The organism is Variovorax sp. efr-133-TYG-130 (genome assembly GCF_030208835.1).
Taxonomy (GTDB): domain Bacteria; phylum Pseudomonadota; class Gammaproteobacteria; order Burkholderiales; family Burkholderiaceae_C; genus Variovorax.
Genome location: NZ_JARVTD010000003.1, coordinates 523,581 through 545,854 on the forward strand (window position 1 = coordinate 523,581; position 22,274 = coordinate 545,854).

Consider the following 22,274-nt stretch of genomic DNA (forward strand, 5'->3'; position numbering starts at 1 on the left):
TGACGCAAAAAGACAAATGACCCACGTCGTCTCCGAAGCCTGCATCCGTTGCAAATACACCGACTGCGTGGACGTTTGCCCCGTCGACTGCTTCCGCGAAGGTCCCAACATGCTGGTGATCGACCCGGACGAATGCATCGACTGCGCGGTCTGCATTCCCGAGTGCCCGGTCAACGCCATCTACGCCGAGGAAGACCTGCCGGCCAACCAGATCGCATTCATCAAGATCAACGCCGAGCTGGCCCTGGCCGACGGCTGGAAGAGCATCACCAAGCGCAAGCCCGCGCTGCCTGATGCCGAAGAATGGAAAGACAAGACGGACAAGATTGGGGAGCTGGTCCGCTGAAGCAGCCGGCCGCCATCGCCGCTCCCATCGAGACCGACGCGCTGATCGTCGGTGCCGGCCCCGTCGGGCTGTTCCAGGCCTTCCAGCTGGGCCTGCTCGAAATCTCCTGCCACATCGTCGACGCACTGCCCGCCGCAGGCGGCCAGTGCGTGGCGCTGTATGGCGGCAAGCCCATCTACGACATTCCCGGCACGCCCGTGACCAGCGGGCGCGACCTGGCGCAGTCTCTGCTGCAGCAGGTGGCGCCCTTCAAGCCGCAGTTCCACTTCGGCGAGCAGGTGGCCACGCTGGCCCGGCAACCTGACGAACGGCTGCTGCTCACCACCTCGGCGGGCAAGGCCTTCCTGGCGAAGACGGTATTCATCGCGGCGGGCGTCGGGGCCTTCGTGCCCAAGCGCATCGCCGTCGAAGGCATCGAGCGCTTCGAGGGCACGTCTCTTTTCTATCACCCCGATTCGCTGGACCGCTTCGCCGGGCAGGCCGTCGTGGTCAACGGCGGTGACGACGTCGCGCTGGAGACCGCCATTGCGCTGACCGGCACGGCCGCGCATGTCACGCTGGTCCATCGCCGCGACGGTTTCCAGGCCGACGAGGCCACGGTCGCGGCCATGCGCCGGCTCGTGGCGGAGGGCAAGCTGGCCTTCAAGGTCGGCCAACCCGGCGCGTTCGACGGCAAGCAGCTCCAGATCGTCACGCCCGACGCCACCACGCTCGACCTGCCGCTCGACGCGCTGATCGCCTGCCTGGGCATCTCCCCGCGCCTCGGCCCCATCGCCGACTGGGGGCTGGAGCTGGAGCGCAAGCAGGTGCCGGTCGACACTGAGAAATACGAAACCCGCGAACGCGGCGTGTTCGCGGTCGGCGACATCAACACCTACCCGGGCAAGAAGAAGCTCATCGTCTGCGGCTTCCACGAGGCCACGCTGGCCGCCTGGGGCGCCACGGCCATCGTGTTCCCGGGCAAGGCCGTGCCGCTGCAGTACACGACCACCAGCACGCGGCTGCACGAGCTGCTGGGCGTGCGCAAGGCCTGATCCGCTAGTCCGCGCGGGGCAGCAGCGCCGCGTGCCCGCCGATGAAGCTGCCGATGGCGGCCACGTAGCGGTCGATCTCCGCATCCGTCAGCGGCAGCGACAGCACGACGAAGCCGCGCGGCGAGCTGTAGATGCCCTCGTTCAGAAGGTGGAAGAACAGCAGCTGCCGCAGCCGGCCGTCGACCGCCGCCAGGTCTTCGCTGCTGCGTACATCGCCCTGCACGAAATGTGCGTTCATCAGCGAGCCGATGCCGGTGAACTGCATGGCGACGCCCTCGTTCGCGCACAGCGCGTTGAGCCGCGCGCGCAGCGCCTCGCCCTTCTCGGCCAGCGCACCGGCCGCCTCGGGCGTGAAGAGCTTCGTGAGCCCGGCATAGCCGGCCGCCATCGTCATCACGTTGTTGTTGAAGGTTCCCGAATGGGCCAGCGGACCGGTGCGCGGGTCGAACAGTGCCATCACGTCGGCGCGCCCGCCGAACGCACCAAAAGACATGCCGCCGCCGATGTACTTGCCCAGCGTGGTCAGGTCCGAACGGATGCCGAGCTTGTTCGCCAGCCCATGCGGCGCGAGCCGCGAAGTCATGACTTCGTCGAAGACCAGCAGCGCGCCCACCTGCGTGGCCGACTCGCGCAGGGCCTGCAGGAAGTCGGGTTGCCCCGGAATGCAGCCGCTCGCGCCCTGCATCGGCTCGACCAATACCGCGGCGATCTCGGGGCCGTGCCGTTCGATCTGCGCGCGGGCCGATTGCGCGTCGTTGTAGGGCAGCACGAGAAAGTCGAACGGCACGGTGGTCGGCGAAGGCTTGGCGCCGAAGCCAAGCACCCCGCCGTGGTAGCCGCCCGAGAACACGACGATCTTCCTGCGCCCCGTGAAGTGCAGCGCCGCCGTGAGCGCCATCAGGTTGGCCTCGGTGCCCGAGTTGGTGAAGCGCAGCTGCTCGATCTGCGGAAAGCGCTCGCAGATCAGCCGGGCCAGCCGTCCTTCGAGCAGGTTGTGCCCGGTGAGGTTAATGCCGCCCTGCATCGCCTCGATGACCGCATCGCGGATTTCCGGCGCGGAGTGACCGTAGACGCCGGCCGTGTACTCGGCAATGAAGTCGGCATAGCGGTGGCCGTCTGCGTCCCACAGCGCGGCGCCTTCGCCCCTGGCGATGGTCAGGGGGAACGGCGCGTAGAACAGCACGGAGCGGCTGTTGGCGCCGGGCATGTAGCGCGCCTGCGCCTCGAACTGGCGCTGGCTGGCCGGATTGGCGTCGGTGAAGCGCCGGTACGCATCGGCAAGGGCCTGGTCTATGGCGGCATGGGTCATGGCGGATGTCCTTGGTTTGCAGACAGGGATTAATTGGTCACTGAACAATTAATATTGTTTATACGATCAATTGAACTGCCGCACAATGGCATCGACCATGAAGACGACCCCGCCACCCAAGCCCCGCTCCGCTGGCCGCCCCGCCGGCGGCGGAGAACTGACGAAACAGCGCATCGCCGAAGTCGCGCTGGCGCTGATCGACGAATTCGGCCTCGGCGCGTTCAGCATGCGCGAGGTGGCGGCGCAGCTCGGTGTGTATCCGGCGACGGTGCACTGGCACGTCAGCACGCGCGAAGCCCTGCTGGCCGAGGTGGCGGCCGCCGTCATGGCCGGCGTTGCGCCGCCTGCGGGCAAGCTCGAATGGCAGGCATGGATCGCGGAGCTGTTCCGCCGCTGCCGCGACGCCGTGCGGCGCCACCCGAACGTCGCGCAGCTGCTGGGCGCGCAACTCGTGTCCAACGGCAGCCTGCCGACGGAGCTGGTCGAAGGCGTCCTGGCCGCATTGACCGAGGCGGGCTTCGAGGGCGAACCGCTGCTGGAGGCCTACAACTGCGTGATCGCGGCGATGCTGGGTTTCCTGACGATGGAGTTCTCGCCCCTGCCCGCCGACAACACCCAGGCCTGGGCCGAGGAACTGCGCGAACGCGTGCACACCATCCGCCCGCTCGACCACCCGGTGCTCGCGCGCAACCTGCCATTGCTGGCCAACAAGGCCTTCATCGTGCGCTGGGACAACGGCACCGCCGTGCCGCTGGACAGCAGCTTCGAGCGCCACATCCAGATGACCATCGACGGGCTCGAAGCCTTCGCGCGCAGGGTCAGGCCGGGGGCGTAGGCCCCAGCAGCTCGTACAGCACCATGCGCGTCTGCCGGCCGCGCAGCTCGGCCAGCTCCTCGATGCGGCGCGTGGCAAGGCGCCCGCCCAGCCCGTCGAAGGTGTCCTGCGATATCAGCGTGCGCGTGCCCAGTTCCTTGTTGGCGGCCTCGATGCGGCTTGCCGCGTTGATGGTGTCGCCGATGGCGGTGTACGACAGTCGGTTGCTCGAGCCGAGCACGCCGGCGATCACCAGGCCGGTGTGGATGCCGATGCGCGTGCGGAACTCGTGCAGGCCTTCGGCGCGCCACTTGGCGTTGAGCGCGCTCATCCGGTCATGCAGCTCGAGCGCCGCCAGGCAGGCGCGGTACTCCGCATCTTCCAGGTCGGCCGGGGCGCCCCACAGCACCATGATGCCGTCGCCCATGAACTTGTCGACCACGCCGCCGTGCCGCGCGAAGATGCCGGACGCGAGGTTGAAGTACTCGGTCAACTGCCTCACGAGCACGTCGGCCTGCATCGATTCGGAGATGCTGGTGAAGCCTTCCACGTCGGTGAACATCACCGTGACGCGCCGCGGCGAACCGCCCGGCGTCAGCGCGTGGCCCTTGACCACGAGCTGGCGCAGGATGTCGACCGGCACGAACTTCCTGAACGCCTGGAGGCTGCGTGCCGACTCGTCCAGCGCCTGGTTGAGATGCTGGACCTCCAGCACCCGGCTCGGCTCGAGCGGCAGGTTGTCCAGCTCCAGCCGACCGATGCGGCGCGCGACGCGCGAAAGGTTCTCGATGGGCCCTGTCACCAGCTTGGACAAGCGCAGCGAGAGCAACAGCGCCAGTCCGAGGAAGCTGAGCGTCATGAGCAATGCCCACAGCACCGAGCGCTGCAGGCCCCCGAGCACCGTCTCCTCGGGCTCCCAGCTGACGAGCTGCCAGCGCGTATGGGGGATGTGCGAGGTCTGCACGAGGTAGCTGCGCCCGTCGTGCGCCATCGAAAAAGCCAGGTCGTCGGCACCGCCGGCCGTGCTCTTCGCGAGCATGTGAGCATGGATGGCGCCCAGCACGCCGGTGTCGGGCGACTCGAGTTCGCGCACCGGGTCGGGATGGTCGCTGCGGGCGATCACATGATGGTCGGAGCTCAGCAAGGCGCTGTCGCCGCTGCCGAGCGCGCCGAAGATGCGCACCAGCCTCGACAGATGCCCCAGCGACACATTCGCGTCGACCACGAGCCCGCGCCGGTGGCCCTCGTCGTCGACTCGCCCGGAGGGCCGTGCGTGGCCGACGGCGAGTTCCTGCGCGTCGCTCATCAGGAAGGGCTCAGTCCACACCGGGCCTTTCGCCTTCACCGCCTCCCGGTACCAGGTTCGCTTCTCGGGGTCGAAGTCGCTGCGGTACGAGGAGATGGACGTCGTCGCGAAGCGCTGCCTGGCGTCGCCGCCGTCGAGGTCCGGCGAGCTCTTGTATTGCCAGGTCTCGGTGCTGAAGTCCGGGCCGCGCAGTACCTGGCGGATGGCCGGAACCGGGTAGCGCACGGCCATCATCACATGGCCGTCGTCGGTGGCCACGTTGATGCTGTCGAGCTCGGGGGTCTGCTCCAGCATGGTCCAGAGCATCTCGGCGGTCTGCTCGCCGTCTTCGCCGGTCGCGTGCACGCTGGGCGAATCGGCGATGGCGCGGATGACGCCCTCGGTCTTGGCGAGGAACGCCAGCACGTTGTCCTCGACCCGGTCGTGGTTGGTCTTGTGCGCGGCCGTGCCCACCTTGGACACCAGCTTCTCCGCCGCCCAGTAGCCGAAGGCCACCAGCAACAGCGACTGCACCAGCGCGACGGCGCAGATGATGGAGCCCACGTCGACCCTGAAACGCCGCAGGCGTGCGCCCTTGAAATCCTCATCGGCCATGCAATTTCCCTCTCCCTTTTTTTGTTTCCTGTCTGCTTATCGGCACGCGCGCCCTTTTCTTCTGTTTTGTTGTTCCGGGCGCGGCGATTCTCGCGCGCGGGCACGCGCGGCCCGAGGGTTTCCCCTTGCCTGCAAAGGCACGTCTGCCATTGCGGCTTCCCCGCAGCGGATAAACTCCGGGCCGCGCCGTGGGTTGCCCGCGGCGCAATTGCTAGGGGTGCTGCACGGCTTGCCGTCCGGCTGAGAAAGTCCCTTTGAACCTGATTGAGGTAATCCTCGCGCAGGGAAGCTGGTCCGGTTGGCCGCTCACGTTGTCTCGCGTGACGACCGTGTCGCTCGGGCCCCGCCCACCTGCCAAACCTTTTGCACTGGAGCAAACGGATGGCACAAGACGACAACAACGACGATCGCAGCAGCAACGCCGGATCCGCCTCATCCAACGAGGCGCTGACGCCGTTGCCCGCGTCCAGGCGCGTGTTCGGCTGGCACGACCACGCCGCGCTGTGGTTCAGCCTGGGCGTCGGCCTGCTGGTGATGCAGATCGGCGCGTACCTGGTGCCCGCCGTGGGCACGCGGGACGCGGCCATCGCCATCGTGCTGGGCTCCTGCCTTGGCGCGGGCCTGCTGGCCTGGACCGCGCGGCTCGGTTGCGAGAGCGGCCTCGCCAGCGCCGGCCTCATGCACGCCACCTACGGCAGTGCCTTCGCGCGGCTGCCGGTGCTGCTGAACATCGTGCAACTGGTGGGCTGGACCACCTTCGAGCTGGTCGTCATGCGCGAGGGCACGCAGGCCATCGGCCAGGCGGCCTTCGGCCCCTCCATCGGCTCGGCATGGGGCGGCGTGCTGACCACGCTGCTCTGGGGCGCTGTGCTGCTGGCCCTGCTCGCGGGCTCGATGGTCAAGCTGGTGCGGCGCTTCGTCAGCCGCTTCGGGCTGCCGCTGGTGGTGCTGTCGCTGCTGTGGCTCAGCTGGCAGTTCGCGACGCGGCTGCATGCCAAGGGACTCGACGCTTTCTGGGCGCGGCCGGGCGACGGCAGCATGGGCATGTTCGGCGCGCTGGACCTGGTGATCGCGATGCCGGTGTCATGGCTGCCGCTGGTGGCCGACTACGCACGGCACGGCAAGCGCGGCACCGGGGGCCTGGGGAGCGCCTTCAGCGGCACCTGGCTCGGCTATGCGCTGGCCAACATCTGGTGCTATGCGCTGGGCGTGATGGTGGTGAGCGTGGCCGAGCCGGGCACCGAACTGGTGACGGCGCTGCTGCTCGCGCAGGGCGGCCTGCTGGCGCTGGGCCTGATCCTGATCGACGAGCTCGACAACGCCTACGGCGACGTGTATTCGGGTGCGGTGTCCACGCACAGCCTGCTGCCGCGCTGGAGCGTGAAGCGCTGGGGCCTGCTGCTGGCCGCGCTGTGCATCGCTTTTGCGCTGGTGCTGCCGATGCACACGCTGGAGCCCTTCCTGCTGCTGTTGAGTTCGGTGTTCGTGCCGCTCTACGGCGTGATCATCGGGCGGCTTGGCAGCGGACAGTCCGTGTCGGTAGGCGGTGCGCGGAAGATCGATTTCGGCGCCGCGCTGATCTGGATCGCGGGCATTGCCGCGTACCACGCGCTGGCCAAATGGGCACCGCAGTTCGGCTCGGCATTGCCGACGCTGGCCGCGACCTTCGCGCTCGCGTGGCTCAGCCGGCCGTCAGCGCGAAGCGGTGCGTCGGCACTGGCGCAAAGCCGTGGTTGAGAGGACCATGACCCGCGCCGATCTTCACATCCGCCCCCGCGGCCATCGCGCCGAGGATGTACGCACGCGCGCGCTCGACCGCCTCCGGCAGCGCCGCGCCCAATGCCAGGTGCGCGGCGATGGCGGACGACAACGTGCAGCCGGTGCCGTGCAGATTGGGGCTGTCGATGCGCTTCGAAGCCAGCCGCCTGCGCTCGCCGCCGGACTGCAGCAGCACGTCGACCACGTCGTCGCCCGGCAGATGGCCGCCCTTGAGCAGCACGCCCTTGGCGCCGAGCGCCAGCAGTTCGTCGGCCGCGCCGTCGAGCGCATCGATACCGTCGATGGGATGGCCGATGAGCAGCGCGGCTTCGTCGAGATTGGGCGTGACCACCAGCGCGCGCGGGAACAGTTCGCGCACCAGCACCTGCACCGTCTCGGCCGCGATCAGCCGGTCGCCGCTGGTGGCGACCATCACGGGGTCGAGCACCACGTTCTTCAGCTGGTAGCGGTCGATGGCCCAAGCCACCACTTCGACGATCTCGGGCGCGTGCAGCATGCCGAGCTTGACGGCATCGACGCCGATGTCTTCCACCACGGCCTGGATCTGCGCCTTGAGAAAGTCGGGCGGCACGCCGTGGATGCCCGACACGCCGAGCGTGTTCTGCGCGGTGAGCGCGGTGATGGCCGTCATGCCATAGCAGCCGAGCGCCGCGAAGGTCTTGAGGTCGGCCTGGATGCCGGCGCCGCCGCCGCTGTCGGAGCCGGCAATGGAGAGCACGCGTGCATAGCGCTGGGTGGGTGCTTGGGTCATGCCGAAAATTATCGGCGGTATCCATGGCCGGAAGGAGCGAGACCATGAGCCTTCCTTTTCAATCCGCCGCCGTCCTCGGCGCGGGCCTCATGGGCCGGCTGATGGCGGTCGCGCTCGCGCAGGCGGGCTGCAAGGTCGACCTGTTCGAAGCGGGCAGCCCCGATGCGGAAGGCGCTGCCGCACGCGTGGCAGCCGCAATGCTCGCGCCGCTGGCCGAATCGGCGGTGGCGCCGGTGTCGGTCGTGCGCATGGGGCAGCACGCGCTCTCGCGCTGGCCCGAGCTGCTTGCAAAGCTGGCGCAGCCCGTGTTCTTCCAGCGCGAAGGCACGCTGGTGCTGTGGCACCGTCAGGACGCCGCCGAAGCCGCACGCCTGGCGCGCGTGCTTGCCAACACCGGCACGCAGGTGCCAGAGCTCGCGCCGATGCAAACGCTCGACGGCAAGGCGATCGCCGCCCTTGAACCCTCGCTCGGGCAGCGCTTCGTGCAGGGCCTGTTCCTGCCAGGCGAAGGCCAGCTCGACAACCGCGCGCTGCTCGCATCCCTGCTCGTCACGTTGCAGGCAAGCCCTAACGTGACACTGCACTGGCAATCGGCGCGCGCGCCTTCGGACTTCACGCCCGGCGCACCGGGCCAGCCCGACCGGGTGATCGACTGCCGCGGCCTCGGCGCCAGGCCCCAGTGGAATGCGCTGCGCGGCGTGCGCGGCGAAGTGATCCGGGTGCACGCCCCTGAAGTGACGCTGCGGCGGCCCACGCGCCTGGTCCATCCGCGCTACCCGCTCTACATCGCGCCCAAGCCGGGCAACCTGTTCGTGATCGGCGCGACCGAGATCGAATCGGACGACATGTCGCCCGCCAGCGTGCGCTCCACACTGGAACTGCTGAGCGCCGCGTATGCAGTGCACAGCGGCTTTGCCGAGGCGCGCATCGTCGAAATCGCCACGCAGTGCCGGCCCACGCTGCCCGACAACCTGCCCGCCATCGAGCAGCCGCAGCCGCGCGTGCTGCGCATCAACGGGCTCTACCGCCACGGTTTCATGATCGCGCCCGCGCTGCTCGACGCCGCGATGGAACTGCTGGCGCACGGCCGCTCGACGCTCGCTGCGAGCTTCGGCATGGAGATATCCCACGCATGAACATCCTGATCAACGACAAGCCCTTCACCCTGCCCGACAACGCCGTGCTGACCGATGCGCTGGCCGCGCTGGACGCCACGCCGCCGTTCGCGGTGGCGGTGAACCGCGAGTTCGTGCCGCGCTCCGCCTACGCCGCGCGCGCGCTGCAACCCGACGACCGCATCGAAGTGATCCGCCCCGTGACGGGCGGCTGATTGATTGACGGAGACGACACGATGAACACCACACACGACGACCCGCTGGTTCTCTACGGCGAAACCTTCCAGAGCCGCCTGCTGCTCGGCACCGCTCGCTATCCCTCGCCAGACCTGCTCGAAGCCGCGGTCAAGCGCGCCCGGCCCGCGATGCTCACGGCCTCGCTGCGCCGGCAGACCGCGAATCAGGGCTCGGGCAACAGCGAGCTCGGCAACGGCTTCTGGGAACTGCTGCGCCGCCTCGGGGTGCCGGTGCTGCCCAACACCGCCGGCTGCCACAGCGTGCAGGAGGTGGTCGCCACCGCGCAGATGGCGCGCGAGCTGTTCGACACGCCCTGGATCAAGCTCGAGCTGATCGGCGACGACTACACGCTGCAGCCCGACACGCTGAACCTCGTCGACGCGGCCTCGCAGCTGATTCGCGACGGCTTCAAGGTGCTGCCCTATTGCACCGAAGACCTGGTGCTGTGCCAGCGGCTGGTCGACGTGGGCTGCCAGGCCGTGATGCCTTGGGCCGCGCCCATCGGCACGGGCCGTGGACCTGTCAACCCGTATGCGCTGCAGGTGCTGCGCGACCGGCTGAAGGTGCCGATGCTGGTCGATGCCGGCCTGGGCCTTCCTTCGCATGCCTGCCAGGTGATGGAATGGGGCTACGACGGCGTGCTGCTCAACACGGCGGTCGCGCTGGCGCAAGACCCGGTGGCCATGGCCGGCGCATTTGCCGACGCGGTGCAGGCCGGGCGCACCGCACACCGTGCCGGCGCAATGGCCGCGCAGGACGCGGCACAACCCAGCACACCGGTGCTCGGCACGCCCTTCTGGCATCACGCGCCATGACAGCTTCAATGAACGACGCCCGCGCCGTCGCGCAAGCCATCGTCGCGGCCCACGGCTTGCGTTTCGGCGCGATCACCGCCGCGCCCGTGAGCGCGCCGGTCTTCTCGTCGGACGACCCGGTGTACCGCGGCGCCAAGCAGGCCTGTTCGGCGCTGGGCTTCATCGAGATCGACGCCGAATGCCTGGCCCGCGCCTGGCGCGCACAGACGCTGCGCCTGAGCAACTTCGACGCCGCGCTGTGGCCCGATGCGCCCGCCGACTTCGGCATGCGGCCGTTTCCCCCGGCCGCTCGCGACGATGCATTTCCGCCCTGCCCCGAACGCCTCGGCCTCTATGCCGTGCTGCCCGACGCGCAATGGGTCGGCCGCATGGCGAGCGCCGGCGTGCCGACTGTGCAGCTGCGCTTCAAGTCGGAAGACGCGGCGGCCATCGAGCGAGAAGTGCGGGCCGCCGTCGAAGCGGTGCGCGGCACCGATGCGCTGCTCTTCATCAACGACCATTGGCAGGTCGCCATCTCGGCGGGTGCCTACGGCATCCACCTCGGCCAGGAAGACCTCGACGCGCTCTCGCCCGATCACTTGGCGCAGCTGCGCGCTTCAGGCGCGAGGCTCGGCGTCAGCACGCACGGCTACGCCGAGATGGTGCGCGCCGACAAGGTGAGCCCGAGCTACATCGCGATGGGCGCCGTCTACCCGACCACGCTCAAGAAGATGGCGACCGCGCCGCAGGGCGTGGCCCGCCTCGCGGCCTATGCGCGACTGCTGCGCGGCTATCCGCAGGTGGGCATCGGCGGCATCGACGCGGTGCGCCTGCCCGAAGTGCTGGCCACGGGCGTCGGCTCCGTCGCCGTGGTGCGCGCGCTGGTCGCGGCCGAAGACCCCGAGGCCACGGCCAGGCAATGGATGGCGGCGATGGACAGCAACGCCGTCGGCAACTGAACACAATGAACCAACCCAAGCCCTCTTTTTCTTCTTCCGCCTGGCCGCTCTCGCCCGTCTCGCGCGCGCTGGCGGTCGTTCTCTTCACCGCCGCTTGCGGCGCGCAGGCGCAGCAGGCCGCATTGCGTGAAGTCACCGTCAACGACAGCAGTGCCGCGCCGCAAGCCGACATCAGCGGCTTCGGCGATGTGCCGCTGCGCGAGCTGCCGCTCTCGGCCACGGTGATCGACAGCCAGCAACTGCGCGCCAGCGGCGCCCGGCGGCTCGCGGACCTCACCCAGTTCGACGCCTCCGTCACCGACGCCTACAACTCCGCCGGCTACTGGGACTACCTCACGGTACGCGGCTTCGTGCTCGACAACCGCTTCAACTACCGGCGCGAAGGCCTGCCGATCAGCGCCGAGACCTCGATCCCGCTGGACAACAAGGAACGCGTGGAAATCTTGCGCGGCACCAGCGGCATCCAGGCCGGCACCAGCGCGCCGGGCGGACTCGTCAACTACGTCGTCAAGCGGCCTACCGAGCAGGACCTGCGCACGGTGCGCATCGAGACCAACAGCCGCGGCAGCCTGCTGGGCGCCGTCGACCTGGGCGGGCGCTTCGGCGAGAACCGCGAGTTCGGCTACCGCATCAACGTGGCGAGCGAAAACCTCAAGCCGATCACGCACGACCTCGACGGCAACCGCAACCTGTTCTCGCTGGCGGCCGACTGGCGCATCACGCGCGACTCGGTGCTGGAATTCGAGATCGAGCAAAGCCGCAAGACGCAGCCGAGCCAGGCCGGCTACAGCCTGCTGGGCAGCGTGCTGCCCAGGCCGGTCGATCCGCGCATCAACCTCAACAACCAGCCATGGTCGCAGCCCTCGGTGTTCAAGGCACTGACAGGCACGTTGCGCTTCAGCCAGGCAATCAACTCCGACTGGCGCTGGAGCGCGCAGATCGGCCAGCAGCGCCTGAAGAGCGACGACCGCCTGGCCTACGCCTTCGGCTGCGGCGCCGAGGGCAACTACGACCGCTATTGCTCCGACGGCACATTCGACGTCTACGACTTCCGCAGCGACAACGAGCGCCGCACGCAGACCGCGGGCAGCCTGAACCTCAAGGGCAACGTGGCGACGGGCAGCGTGAAGCACGAGCTGGGTTTCGGCCTGCTGCAAAGCCGCGTGCGCAACCGCTTCCAGGACCAGGCCTACAACTACGCGGGCACCGGCAACATCTGGGGCACGGCCATGGTGCCGGCCAACCCCGATGCCACCACGCCGCAGACCAACCGCGACGAACGCTCGACCGAACTGTCGGCGCAGGACGCCATCCGCTGGAACGACCGCTTCACCACCTGGCTCGGCGTGCGCCACACGCGGCTCGACCGCAGCAGCATCGGCAACGACGGATCGAACCCGACCGGCTACAAGCAGGACGTGACCACGCCGTGGATCGCCGCGAGCTATGCCATTCAACCGGGCTTCCTGGCTTATGCGAGCTGGGGCAAGGGCGTGGAATCGCAGGTCGTGCCGAACAGGATCTCCCAGTACGCCAACGCTGGGCAGGCCCTGCCCGCGCTGACTTCGCGCCAGTGGGAACTGGGCCTGAAGGGCGGCAACGATGCATTCAACTGGCAAGTCGCCTGGTTCGACATCTCGCGGCCGATGACCAACCTCGACCTGTGCAGCGGCTACTGCGAAGTGCGCAACGACGGACGCGCCGTGCATCGCGGGCTGGAGGCCGGCGCGCAATGGAACCAGGGACCGTGGCGCCTCGGCGGCAGCATCGCGGTGATCGACGCCAAGCGGCGCGGCAGCACCGAGAACCCGGCGCTCAACGGACAGTCGCCGACGAACGTGCCCAAGGAAGTGCTGCGGGCACAGGCCGCGTACCGCGTCGCGTCGGTGCCGGGGCTGGAGATCGCGGGCCAGCTTTCGTACGAAGGCCGGCGCAACGTGCTGCCGGATGGGTCGATCACCCTGCCCTCGTGGACGCGCGTCGATGCAGTGCTGCGCTACGACACCAGGCTGCGCGGCGTGAACACGAGCTGGACGCTTGCGGTCGACAACCTGTTCGACCGGCGCTACTGGAAGGAGTCGCCGTTCCAGTTCAGCCATGTGTATCTGTTTCCCGGTGCGCCGCGCACGCTCCGACTGGGTGTGAGCATCGCGTTGTGAATGTGGTGAGCCTCACAAATTTTTCGATGCAGATGCGCGTGGTTGAGAAGGCGCAAAAAATCACGCTATAATCTAAGGCTTGTTCCTCGATAGCTCAGTTGGTAGAGCGCCGGACTGTTAATCCGTAGGTCCCTGGTTCGAGCCCAGGTCGAGGAGCCAAAACAAGCCGCAAGGCAACTGGATGCCCTGCTACTCATAAAGTAGCGGGGCATTTTCATTTGGGTCTTGTTTGCGTCGATGCATCGACGATAAAAAAATCAGGCTGTCACACTCAAAATCGGCAAATCCATTGCATATAATTTAAGGCTTGTTCCTCGATAGCTCAGTCGGTAGAGCGCCGGACTGTTAATCCGTAGGTCCCTGGTTCGAGCCCAGGTCGAGGAGCCAAATCAAGCCGCAAGGCCTCTGAGAAGCCCGCTGTTTTCACGAACAGCGGGCTTTTTCTTTGGCGGCATGCGGGCTCGCGATTTCAGCAAAGTCCGCTAAGTACCCTGCCCACAAAGCGCGCACACTGAAGCGCATGGAAAGCCGTCGAACAGAGCAGGACTACCGGGCCCGCGTGGCACGCGCGGTCGCGGCCATCGTTGCCGACCCGATGGCCGATCACCGGCTCGACGACCTCGCGCGGCTCGCGCACTTCTCACCCTTTCATTTCCATCGCGTCTACGCCAGCGTGGCCGGCGAGACCGTGGCCGCCACGGTCCGCCGTGTGCGGCTCGCGCTCGCGACGCAACTGCTCGAAGCCGGCAGCCAGAGCATCACGCAGGTTGCGCTGGCGGTGGGCTACGAGAGCCCGCAGGCCTTCACGCGCGCCTTCGGGCAGTTCACCGGCCAGTCGCCGCGCGAGTTCCAGCGGCAGATGGCGCGCGCGGTGCTCGATGTCGATGCGATGCCGCAGGCCGGCAACGACGGCGGCGCGCCACCCGCCGTGCGGATCGTCCAGCGCTCCGCGCAGCGGCTGCATGCGCTGCGGCACCAGGGCTCGTTCGCGACCATTCCCCACACCCATCGGCGGCTGCGCCTCCATGCGGGCACGCGGGTGCTGTCGGAGCACTGGGGCGCGTCCTTCAGCGCGCCCGAGGACACCAGCGGCTTCCGGTACTACGCAGCGTTCGCTTCGCCTGACCCGTGGCCGGAAGATGGCTCGGGCGTCGAGTTGCTCGACATCCCGGGCGGCTGCTACGCCGTGCATCGCCTGGCCGGCCCCTATGCGCGCATCAATGCCGCCGTGCAATCGCTCTATGCGCGATGGCTGCCGGGCAGTGGCTACGAACCCGACGACCGGCCCACGCTGGAGCACTACCTGAATTCGCCGCGCACGGTGCGGCAAGCCGAGCTGCGCACTGATCTGCTGATTCCGATTCGCCGCGCCGACTCGTCGTGAGGCGGCCTACCTCGGCTGGAAAGCGATGAGCCCCATGCCCGCAAGACACACCGCGACACCGGCGATATCCCAAGCACTCGGCCGGATGCCGTCGACCGCCCACAGCCACGCGATGGCCACGCCGATGTAGACGCCACCGTAGGCGGCATACACGCGGCCCGCCGCCGTTTCATGCAAGGTGAGCAGCCATGCGAAGGCCGCGAGACTGATCGCCGCGGGCACCAGCAGCCATGCGGAGCGGTCCTGCTTGAGCCACAGATAAGGCAGGTAGCAGCCGATGATCTCCGCGAGAGCCGTCGCGACGAACAGAAGAAAAGTGCGCATCGCGCGATTGTGCATAGCCGTGCCCCTGGCCTTATCGGCAAGACACGTGAGGCCATTCGCTTGATGGCGTCCACCCCTCGCACCTACACTCGACCGATGGCCCCCTCGTCCACGTCCCGCAACCGCACTGCCCGCGCAGCCCTGCTCCAGGCAGCGGCCGGCCGTGGCGCAGGTGTCGTCGTTGCGGCGATGACGACGGTCTTGCGACGCACCTCCGCACTTTCCTGAGCCCGGCGGTCCGCTACCTTCTTTCTTGATGCGCGAACCCTTGACCGCCGGGCACAACACCGCGCGGTAGCGACTTCGCCTGCTCGTTTCCACGGCAATGGGCGGTGTCGCATTCAACTGGAGTGCTTCATGCCTGCAACCATTCACGGAGAGCGCACGCTCACCGAACTCGATTTCGTCCGCCTCGGCAAACTGGCCGGCGGCGCCATTCCGCCGGCGCTGTCCGACCTGCTGGACGTTGCCGACATCCTGCCCTCCCGCGACGTACCCGCGGACATCGTCACGATGAACTCCAAGGTGGAGATCGAAGACCCCGCAACCCGCCAGACGCAGAAGATCACCCTCTGCTACCCCGCCGACGCCCAGCCAGGCACGGGCTGCGTGTCGGTGCTGTCGCCCGTCGGCATCGGGCTGCTCGGCCAGCGTACCGGCGCACTCGCGCGCTGGCGCATGCCCAACGGCGCGGAAGGCGAAGCACGCGTGGTGTCGGTGCTGTTCCAGCCAGAAGCCAGCGGCAACTACCTGGCCTGAACCAGGCAGACCATTTGGTCAAAACATGACTTTCGGCACTGGCGTGCCGGCCGGTCGGACCGTATCGTCGCGCGGTCGCTGGTGCGACGAGCAGGGAGGTCACAACAGGCCATGCGGTCCCCATCTCCGATCGAGACAGGTGGCGCCTCCCCGGGCGCGCCGCTTTGTTTTCACTTGACAGATCCAGACATGGCTTTTTCCAAACTTACTCTCGCAAGCGCACTCGCGGGCCTGCTGGCCCTTTCTGGTTGCCAGACCATGGACATGCAAATGGGCAGCCAGTCGGCCAAGACCGTGGCCACCGGCAGCGCCGCCGGCGGCGCGACCTCCGGCGAAAGCAGCCAGCTCGAGCGCTGCGACTCCCCGCTGGGCACCGTCTCGCTGATCGAGAACCAGAGCGCAGGCTGGTACACCATCCTCACCGGCGAATACAAGCTGCCGCCCACCGCCAACCTGCTGCGCCTGCTGGTGCAGCAATCGAACTGCTTCGTCGTTGTCGAGCGCGGCGCGGCCGGCATGAACGCCATGACGCGTGAACGCGCGCTGCAGCAGTCGGGCGAAATGCGCGGCGGCAGCAACTTCGGCCGCGGCCAGATGGTGGCGTCGGACTACGGCCTGTCGCCCGAGATCGTCTTCAGCAACAGCGACGCAGGCGGCCTGGGCGGCGCGCTCGGCGGCCTGGTGGGTGGCGGCCGTGGCCGCGCCATTGCGCAGCTCGGCGCGAGCATGCAGACCAAGGAAGCCAGCGCGCTGCTGACGCTCATCGACAACCGCTCCGGCGTGCAGGTCGCGGCCTCGGAAGGCAGCGCCTCAAAGACCGACTTCGGCGGCTTCGGCAACCTGAGCGGCCTTTCCGCCGCCGGCGGCATCGGCGGCTACACGCGCACGCCTCAAGGCAAGGTGATTGCCGCCGCCTTCATGGACGCCTTCAACCAGATGGTCCGCTCGCTGCGCAACTACAAGGCGCAGACGGTGCGCGGCCAGGGCCTCGGCGGCGGTGGCCGCCTGGGCGTGGATGGTGGCGCCGCGCCGTCGCAGACTTACGTGCCGGCCGAGAAGCCCGCACCCACCCGACGCCGCAGCAAATAAAGGGTCAGGCGCGCGCATCGACGCTCCATGCAGCCAGCCGGCAAAAGCCGCGCCGCGCCTCCCTCGTATATAGGATGTGCAGGGGCACCCCCGCCCCCTACCCTCGGCCTGATTCAAAAACAGACTCCGAGGGTTTCTCTTCACCATGCGCATCGCCTTCACGTCCTGCATGAGCGCGTACAGCTTTCCCGACCAACCGGTGTGGGACCAGATTGCACAGGCTCAATGCGACGAACTGGTGCTCCTGGGCGATTCGGCCTACTACGACGCGGATGGGCAGAGCACCGCCGCGATCCAGGCCATGGACGCCAACACCTTCGCCCTGCATGCGCATGAGCGCCTCTACAAGCAGGTCAGCCACCCCACTTTCTCCGCGCTCGTGAAGACCCCCACGCTGCGCACGCACGCCATCTGGGACGACCACGACTTTCTCTGGAACGGCTCATGCGGCGCGCAGATCGAGGGGCAGCCGCAGTACAGCCACTTGCTGCCGCCGACGCGCGCCGTGTTCGCGCGCTACCGGAAGGCACTGGCCGCCCGGTTCGCGCCCGGCAGCTTTCCCCAGGCGCCGCCGCCATGGGCCGCCGACGTGCCGCCGCCCGGCTACAGCAACGTGCCTCTTGCCCATGACGTGCTGCTCCACCTCACCGACGGCCGCAGCTTCAAGTCCACGCGTGGCCGCAAGGCGCTGATGGGCAGCAAGCAGCTCGACGACTTCGAGGCCGCCTGCGCGAACGCTTCGTCCGACACGGTTCACCTGCTGGCCTCGGGGGTGGTGTTCGAGGCCAACAGCGGCGAAACCTGGCTCGGCTGTGCCAAGGAACACGAACGACTTCTCGCGCTGGCAGACAAGTACCGCATCCTCATGCTGAGCGGCGACGTGCACCACAACAAGATCACCCAGTACTCGACCGAGCGCGGACGGCTGCTGTTCGAGGCCACCGCGTCCGGCGCGGCGATATGCACGCTGGTCACGCTGGGCGCGCTGCAATGCAACTGGGGCCTGCTGGACATCGATGCCGAGCGCATCACCGTGCAGGTCTTCCAGAAGGACCCCGCCACCCTGCCGCAAACCATCGACCGCAAGACCTGGCGCTGGGTGACGCAGCAGGCCGGCGCATGACGCAGGCAACGCAGGTTGCCCTGGTCGAGGACGACACCGGCATGCGCGATCGCATCGCGCGTGTCGTCGACGCGGACCCGTCGCTGAGCCTTGCCTTCAGCGCGTCCAATGCCGCCGACATCCTGGCGTGGCTGAACGACAACCCCATCGACGTGCTGCTGGTGGACCTCGGCCTGCCCGACCACCCCGGGCTGCAAGTGATCAGCCAGTGCCGCACCATGCAGCCGGCCTGCGCGGTGATGGTGTTGTCGATCTTCGGCGACGAGGCCAACATGGTGCAGGCCTTCGAGGCCGGCGCCAGCGGCTATCTGCTGAAGGACGGCACCGAGACCGAGCTGGCCACCCACATCCGCCACCTGCGCGCCGGCGGCTCTCCCATGTCTCCGGTGATCGCGCGGCAGCTGCTGCGCCGCTGGCAGGCTCGCGCCGGCATTGCGGCGCCGGCCAAGCCGGCAACACCGTCGCCTTTCGGCGGCAGCATCCGTCCCGAGCGCCTGTCGCCGCGCGAGTTCGAGGTGCTCGACCTCGTCTCTCGTGGTTTCACCTATGTCGAAGTCGGCACGCAGATGGGAGTCTCCGCATCGACGGTCCAAACCCATATCCGCAATATCTACGGCAAGCTGGATGTGCACAACAAATCGGAAGCGGTGTTCGAGGCCCGCACCCTCGGCTGGCTTCCCTAGCGTGATCGCCCGGAGGCTGCGCCGCTGGCTGCTGGCGGTGCTTGGCCTGCCGCTGCTCGCGGCGGTGCTCCAGGCCCACGCTGCCACCGCCGCTCCGATGGAGGTCGGCTTCGCGGAAGCGACGCTGGAGCCCGACGGCCTGCCGCCGCAGGTACGCCGCGTGCCGCTGCCTTTTCGCTGGGACCACGAGTTTCCCGGCCGCGGCGGCAAGGCCAGCTACCGGATGGAGCTTCCTGACGCCGCCGTGCCGGCGGGCGCTCCTTCGGCGCTGCTGATGACGGGCGTGGGCAACCAGGTGGCCGTGTATTTCAACGATGCGCTGGTGGCCAGCTACGGCACGCTGGGGGACCCCGGCTACGAGGCCTCCAAGGGCAACCACCTGGTGCACGTCGCGGCGGCGCTGCACCGCGAAGGCCGGCCGCAGGTGCTGGAGGTGCGCACCACCATCCAGCGGCAGCGCGGTGCGGGGCTGGCCACCGTGCAATACGGCACCGAGGCGGCGCTCACGCCCATCTACCGCGCACAGCAGAACTGGCGCAATACCTCGGCCATCGTCTATGCGGTCAGCCTGCTGCTGATGGGCGGCATGGCCGGCGGGCTGTGGCTGCGCCAGCGCGACGCGCTCTACGGCTGCTTCGCGCTGGCCGCGCTCTCGGGCGTGGCGCGCAACCTCGACCGTGTATGGCCCGAAGTGCCGGTGCCCTGGCCGCTGTGGGGCGCGGTAGTCGCGGTCTGCTATGCCTGCCACATCGGGCTCATCGCGCGCTTCGTGCTGCTGGTGCTGGAGCGCAATCCGCCGTGGCTGGTGCGGGCGATCTACGCCGCGCTGGCAACCACGGTCGCGCTGGCTTGCGCTTCTTTCGCGTTCGCGCTGCCGAAGCTATGGACCGGCGGCCTCGTCATCCTGCAGCTGACGAGCATCGTCTGCCTGCCCTATGTGGTGCATGGCGCGCTGGTGGAGCGCCGCAGCATTGCCAGGGTGCTCATGGCGGCCGGCTCGCTCGCCATACTGGCCGGCGCGCACGACCTGCTGCTGGTGCGCATGGGGCTGTTCGGCGGCGCCGACTACACGCTGACCGCGCACGCGATGTTCTTCTTCGTGATGATCCTGGCCGGCCTGGTGGTCGAGCGCTACAGCCGCACCGTGGCCGACTACAGGGCGCTCAACGCCAACCTCGCGGCCCGCATCGACGAACGCGAGGCGCAGCTGCGCGGTGCGTTCGACACGCTGCGCCAGCAGCAGCAGGAGCAGGCCGTGCTGCTGGAGCGCCAGCGCATCATGCGAGAGATCCACGACGGCGTGGGCTCGCAGCTGGTCGGCCTGCTCAACGTGGTGACACAGCCCGCGCCTGATCGCAAGGTGGTCGAGGAGCATGTGAAGCTCGCGCTCGACGAGATGCGCATGGCCGTCGACTCGCTGCAGCCGACCCACGACGACCTGCCCACCGTGCTCGCCACGCTGCGCTACCGGCTGCAGCCGCGCCTGGATGCGGCCGGCATCGAACTGGTATGGGACGTGGCCGTGATCCCGCCCATGGCCCCTTTTGCGGCGCAGGCCGCGCTGCAGTTGCAGCGCATCCTGCTCGAAGCCTTCACCAATGTGCTGAAGCATGCGTCGGCCACGCGCATCGTGATGCATGCGAGCTGGCACGGTGAAGAGTCGCCCCCGCTGGTGCGCATCATGCTCACCGACAACGGCCGGGGCCTGCCCAAGGCACCGGCCGACGGCAGGCCGCCGGGACACGGCATCTCGAACATGCGGGCGCGCGCCCAGTCGATAGGCGCCAAGCTGCAAATAGAAACCGCGGACGAGCGCACCGGCGGTACCCGCGTGCTGCTGGACTGGCCCTGCACGCTGGCCTGAGCGGCCTCAGCGCAGCGCGAAAGCCAGCGTGACCGCGCCGAGCGCCAGCAGCGCAAGGCCGGCAATGAACACCGCCTCGCCCCAGCTCTCCAGCCGGGCGCCGGAGCCGTGCGAGCGCATCGAGATGAAAGACAGCAACGCGCTGGCCAAGAAGACCAGCGCGTCCACGGCCAGCAGGCGGTCGATGAGGAGCCGCATGTCGTCGCGCGGCCCGAGGTGCCCGATCGACATCACCGTCATGCACACGCCGATCATGGTGGCCGACGTGGGCAGGATGTGCGCCGACAGCCCTCCGCCGCCTTCGGAGCGGCTCACCCGATTCGCACGGGCACGAAGATCTTGTCTTCGCCGCGCTGGATCAGCAGCGCCACCGACTTGTTGCTGGCCTTGGCCACCACCTCGCGCACCTGCTCCACGCTCTGCGCCGGCGTGCCGTTGATGGCCAGCAGCACGTCGCCTGCCTGCACGCCCGCCAGGGCCGAGGGACCGGCGGCGTCTTCGATCAGCAGCCCGTTGTCGACGGAGGCCTCGCGCTTTTCCTGCGGCTGCAGCGGACGCAGCGCCAGCCCCAGCTTGCCCTGCCCCACGTCGGCATCGGCCTTGGCGACCTTCGCCGGCTTGTCGCTCGCGTCGCCGAGCTTGGCCTGCAGCTCCTGGCGTTCGCCCTGGCGCCACACTTCGAGCGTGACCTGCTTGCCCGGGGCCTGCTGGCCGATCACCGCGGGCAGGTCACCCGAGGAAATGATCGGCTGGCCGTTGACCTTGCGGATCACGTCGCCAGCCTTCAGCCCCGCCTTGTCGCCGGGGCCGCCCTTCTCGATGTTCGAGACCAGCGCGCCTTCGGGCTTGTCGAGCTTGAAGGAATCGGCAAAGGCCTGGTTCACTTCCTGCACCGCCACGCCGAGCCGGCCGTGCGTGGCCTTGCCGGTCGCGACGATCTGGTCCTTCACCTGGATCGCCACGTCGATCGGAATGGCGAACGACAGGCCCTGGTAGCCGCCGCTGCGGCTGTAGATCTGCGAGTTGATGCCGACCACCTCGCCGCGCGTGTTGAGCAGCGGCCCGCCCGAATTGCCGGGGTTCACCGCAACGTCGGTCTGGATGAACGGCACGTAGCTGTCGTCGGGCAGCGAGCGGCCCTTGGCGCTCACCACGCCGGCCGTCACCGTGTTCTCGAAGCCGAAGGGCGAGCCGATGGCCAGCACCCATTCACCGACCTTCAGGTCCTTGGTGTTGCCCAGTGCGAGCACCGGCAGGTTCTTCGCGTCGATCTTCAGCACCGCGATGTCGGTCTTGGCGTCGGCGCCCAGCACCTTGGCGCGGTACTCGCGGCGGTCGGTCAGCTTGACGGTGACTTCCTTCGCGTCCTTCACGACGTGCGCGTTGGTGATGATGATGCCGCTGGGATCGACGATGAAGCCCGAGCCCTGCGCGCGCACCGGCACGTCGCGTTGCTGCTGCTGGCCGCGCGGGCCCATCTGGCCCTGGAAGCGCCGGAAGAACTGGAACATCGGGTCATCGGGATCGATGCCCTGGATCTCGGCGGCGGCCTGGTCGTCCGACGCCTTCATGGTGCCGGTCACGCTGATGTTGACCACGGCAGGGCCGTCGCGCGAGGTGATGGTGGAGAAGTCGGGCAGCGTGACCATGGCCGCGGGCGCCGTGACGACCGCGTTGGTGGTGGCCGGGGCGCCCACGGCGCGAGCGCTGGTGTAGGCACCAGCACCGACGGCACCGATCACACCCGCGGTCGCCAAGGCAATCACCAGGGCGCGGGGCGAAGTCAGACGGGAGTTCATTTGTCGGTTCCTTTCAAGGCGTATGCACGCAACACGATGAAAGGAATGTCGC

General features: G+C 68.3%; 21 protein-coding genes, 2 tRNA genes and 1 riboswitch. Of the genes, 17 read left to right on the forward strand and 6 right to left on the reverse strand.

Annotated elements, in window-relative coordinates:
* Positions 1–16: 16 nt before the first annotated feature.
* Together fdxA and QRN67_RS04500 are read left to right on the forward strand one after the other, a co-directional pair.
* Positions 17–346 (forward strand): ferredoxin FdxA, encoded by a 330-nt coding sequence (fdxA, locus tag QRN67_RS04495; RefSeq protein ID WP_056599092.1) that lies wholly within the window; start codon positions 17–19, stop codon positions 344–346.
* Positions 304–1,380 (forward strand): NAD(P)/FAD-dependent oxidoreductase, encoded by a 1,077-nt coding sequence (locus QRN67_RS04500; protein ID WP_285410750.1) that lies wholly within the window; start codon positions 304–306, stop codon positions 1,378–1,380. The genes fdxA and QRN67_RS04500 overlap by 43 nt, the downstream gene beginning before the upstream one ends.
* Positions 1,381–1,384: 4 nt before the next feature.
* Here the strand turns inward: QRN67_RS04500 and QRN67_RS04505 are convergent, their stop codons facing one another.
* Positions 1,385–2,689 (reverse strand): aspartate aminotransferase family protein, encoded by a 1,305-nt coding sequence (locus QRN67_RS04505; protein WP_285410753.1) that lies wholly within the window; start codon positions 2,687–2,689, stop codon positions 1,385–1,387.
* 97 nt (positions 2,690–2,786) lie between these two features.
* On the opposite strand from QRN67_RS04505, the gene QRN67_RS04510 reads away from it, so the two are divergent.
* A complete protein-coding gene (locus tag QRN67_RS04510; protein WP_285410754.1) occupies positions 2,787–3,524 on the forward strand; it encodes a TetR/AcrR family transcriptional regulator in 738 nt (245 codons plus the stop codon).
* Here QRN67_RS04510 and QRN67_RS04515 read toward each other — a convergent pair.
* Complete coding sequence (locus QRN67_RS04515; protein WP_285410755.1) at positions 3,508–5,403, reverse strand: adenylate/guanylate cyclase domain-containing protein; 1,896 nt, start codon at positions 5,401–5,403, stop codon at positions 3,508–3,510. The two genes, QRN67_RS04510 and QRN67_RS04515, sit on opposite strands and share 17 nt — an antisense overlap.
* A 203-nt stretch (positions 5,404–5,606) precedes the next feature.
* Positions 5,607–5,707, forward strand: a riboswitch (TPP riboswitch).
* Positions 5,708–5,784: 77 nt separating this feature from the next.
* On the opposite strand from QRN67_RS04515, the gene QRN67_RS04520 reads away from it, so the two are divergent.
* On the forward strand, positions 5,785–7,140 hold the full coding sequence (locus tag QRN67_RS04520; protein WP_285410757.1) for a purine-cytosine permease family protein: 1,356 nt from the start codon (positions 5,785–5,787) through the stop codon (positions 7,138–7,140).
* Here the strand turns inward: QRN67_RS04520 and thiD are convergent.
* The gene (gene thiD / locus QRN67_RS04525; RefSeq protein WP_285410758.1) at positions 7,085–7,933 is read right to left on the reverse strand and encodes a bifunctional hydroxymethylpyrimidine kinase/phosphomethylpyrimidine kinase; all 849 of its coding nucleotides are present in this window, start codon (positions 7,931–7,933) and stop codon (positions 7,085–7,087) included. The genes QRN67_RS04520 and thiD overlap by 56 nt on opposite strands.
* Before the next feature lie 44 nt (positions 7,934–7,977).
* On the opposite strand from thiD, the gene QRN67_RS04530 reads away from it, so the two are divergent.
* From QRN67_RS04530 to QRN67_RS04565, 8 genes are all read left to right on the forward strand, one after another.
* On the forward strand, positions 7,978–9,069 hold the full coding sequence (locus QRN67_RS04530; protein ID WP_285410759.1) for an FAD-dependent oxidoreductase: 1,092 nt from the start codon (positions 7,978–7,980) through the stop codon (positions 9,067–9,069).
* On the forward strand, positions 9,066–9,263 hold the full coding sequence (gene thiS / locus QRN67_RS04535) for a sulfur carrier protein ThiS (protein ID WP_081266336.1): 198 nt from the start codon (positions 9,066–9,068) through the stop codon (positions 9,261–9,263). Before QRN67_RS04530 ends, thiS begins: the two co-directional genes overlap by 4 nt.
* 21 nt (positions 9,264–9,284) lie before the next feature.
* Positions 9,285–10,100 carry a thiazole synthase gene (locus QRN67_RS04540; RefSeq protein WP_285410762.1) on the forward strand — a complete coding sequence of 272 codons (816 nt, stop codon included), beginning with the start codon at positions 9,285–9,287 and terminating at the stop codon, positions 10,098–10,100.
* The gene (gene thiE / locus QRN67_RS04545) at positions 10,097–11,038 is read left to right on the forward strand and encodes a thiamine phosphate synthase (protein WP_285410763.1); all 942 of its coding nucleotides are present in this window, start codon (positions 10,097–10,099) and stop codon (positions 11,036–11,038) included. Before QRN67_RS04540 ends, thiE begins: the two co-directional genes overlap by 4 nt.
* Before the next feature lie 5 nt (positions 11,039–11,043).
* Complete coding sequence (locus QRN67_RS04550) at positions 11,044–13,197, forward strand: TonB-dependent siderophore receptor (protein ID WP_285410764.1); 2,154 nt, start codon at positions 11,044–11,046, stop codon at positions 13,195–13,197.
* 83 nt (positions 13,198–13,280) lie between these two features.
* Positions 13,281–13,356, forward strand: a tRNA-Asn gene (locus tag QRN67_RS04555).
* Between the two features lie 152 nt (positions 13,357–13,508).
* Positions 13,509–13,584 (forward strand) — tRNA-Asn (locus QRN67_RS04560).
* A 133-nt stretch (positions 13,585–13,717) separates the two neighbouring features.
* Positions 13,718–14,581, forward strand: a complete 864-nt coding sequence (locus tag QRN67_RS04565) for an AraC family transcriptional regulator (RefSeq protein WP_285410765.1) — start codon at positions 13,718–13,720, stop codon at positions 14,579–14,581.
* A 6-nt stretch (positions 14,582–14,587) separates the two neighbouring features.
* On the opposite strand, the gene QRN67_RS04570 is transcribed toward QRN67_RS04565, so the two are convergent.
* Positions 14,588–14,905, reverse strand: coding sequence for a YnfA family protein (locus QRN67_RS04570; protein WP_081266380.1), 318 nt, complete (start codon positions 14,903–14,905; stop codon positions 14,588–14,590).
* 357 nt (positions 14,906–15,262) lie between these two features.
* Between QRN67_RS04570 and QRN67_RS04575 the strand changes: the two genes are divergently transcribed.
* The 5 genes from QRN67_RS04575 (at position 15,263) to QRN67_RS04595 (ending at position 20,423) form a co-directional block, all read left to right on the forward strand.
* Positions 15,263–15,664, forward strand: coding sequence for a GreA/GreB family elongation factor (locus tag QRN67_RS04575; RefSeq protein WP_285410767.1), 402 nt, complete (start codon positions 15,263–15,265; stop codon positions 15,662–15,664).
* A 189-nt stretch (positions 15,665–15,853) separates the two neighbouring features.
* Positions 15,854–16,753, forward strand: coding sequence for a CsgG/HfaB family protein (locus tag QRN67_RS04580; protein ID WP_081266330.1), 900 nt, complete (start codon positions 15,854–15,856; stop codon positions 16,751–16,753).
* A gap of 145 nt (positions 16,754–16,898) precedes the next feature.
* Positions 16,899–17,876: a metallophosphoesterase family protein gene (locus tag QRN67_RS04585; RefSeq protein ID WP_285410769.1), complete on the forward strand. Its 978-nt coding sequence runs from the start codon at positions 16,899–16,901 to the stop codon at positions 17,874–17,876.
* Positions 17,873–18,559, forward strand: coding sequence for a response regulator transcription factor (locus tag QRN67_RS04590; protein ID WP_081266328.1), 687 nt, complete (start codon positions 17,873–17,875; stop codon positions 18,557–18,559). The genes QRN67_RS04585 and QRN67_RS04590 overlap by 4 nt, the downstream gene beginning before the upstream one ends.
* A gap of 1 nt (position 18,560) precedes the next feature.
* The gene (locus QRN67_RS04595; RefSeq protein WP_285410770.1) at positions 18,561–20,423 is read left to right on the forward strand and encodes a sensor histidine kinase; all 1,863 of its coding nucleotides are present in this window, start codon (positions 18,561–18,563) and stop codon (positions 20,421–20,423) included.
* A gap of 6 nt (positions 20,424–20,429) precedes the next feature.
* On the opposite strand, the gene QRN67_RS04600 is transcribed toward QRN67_RS04595, so the two are convergent.
* Both QRN67_RS04600 and QRN67_RS04605 read right to left on the reverse strand, forming a co-directional pair.
* The gene (locus QRN67_RS04600; RefSeq protein ID WP_234382536.1) at positions 20,430–20,738 is read right to left on the reverse strand and encodes a hypothetical protein; all 309 of its coding nucleotides are present in this window, start codon (positions 20,736–20,738) and stop codon (positions 20,430–20,432) included.
* On the reverse strand, positions 20,735–22,222 hold the full coding sequence (locus tag QRN67_RS04605; RefSeq protein ID WP_081266326.1) for a DegQ family serine endoprotease: 1,488 nt from the start codon (positions 22,220–22,222) through the stop codon (positions 20,735–20,737). The genes QRN67_RS04600 and QRN67_RS04605 overlap by 4 nt, the downstream gene beginning before the upstream one ends.
* Positions 22,223–22,274: the final 52 nt, after the last annotated feature.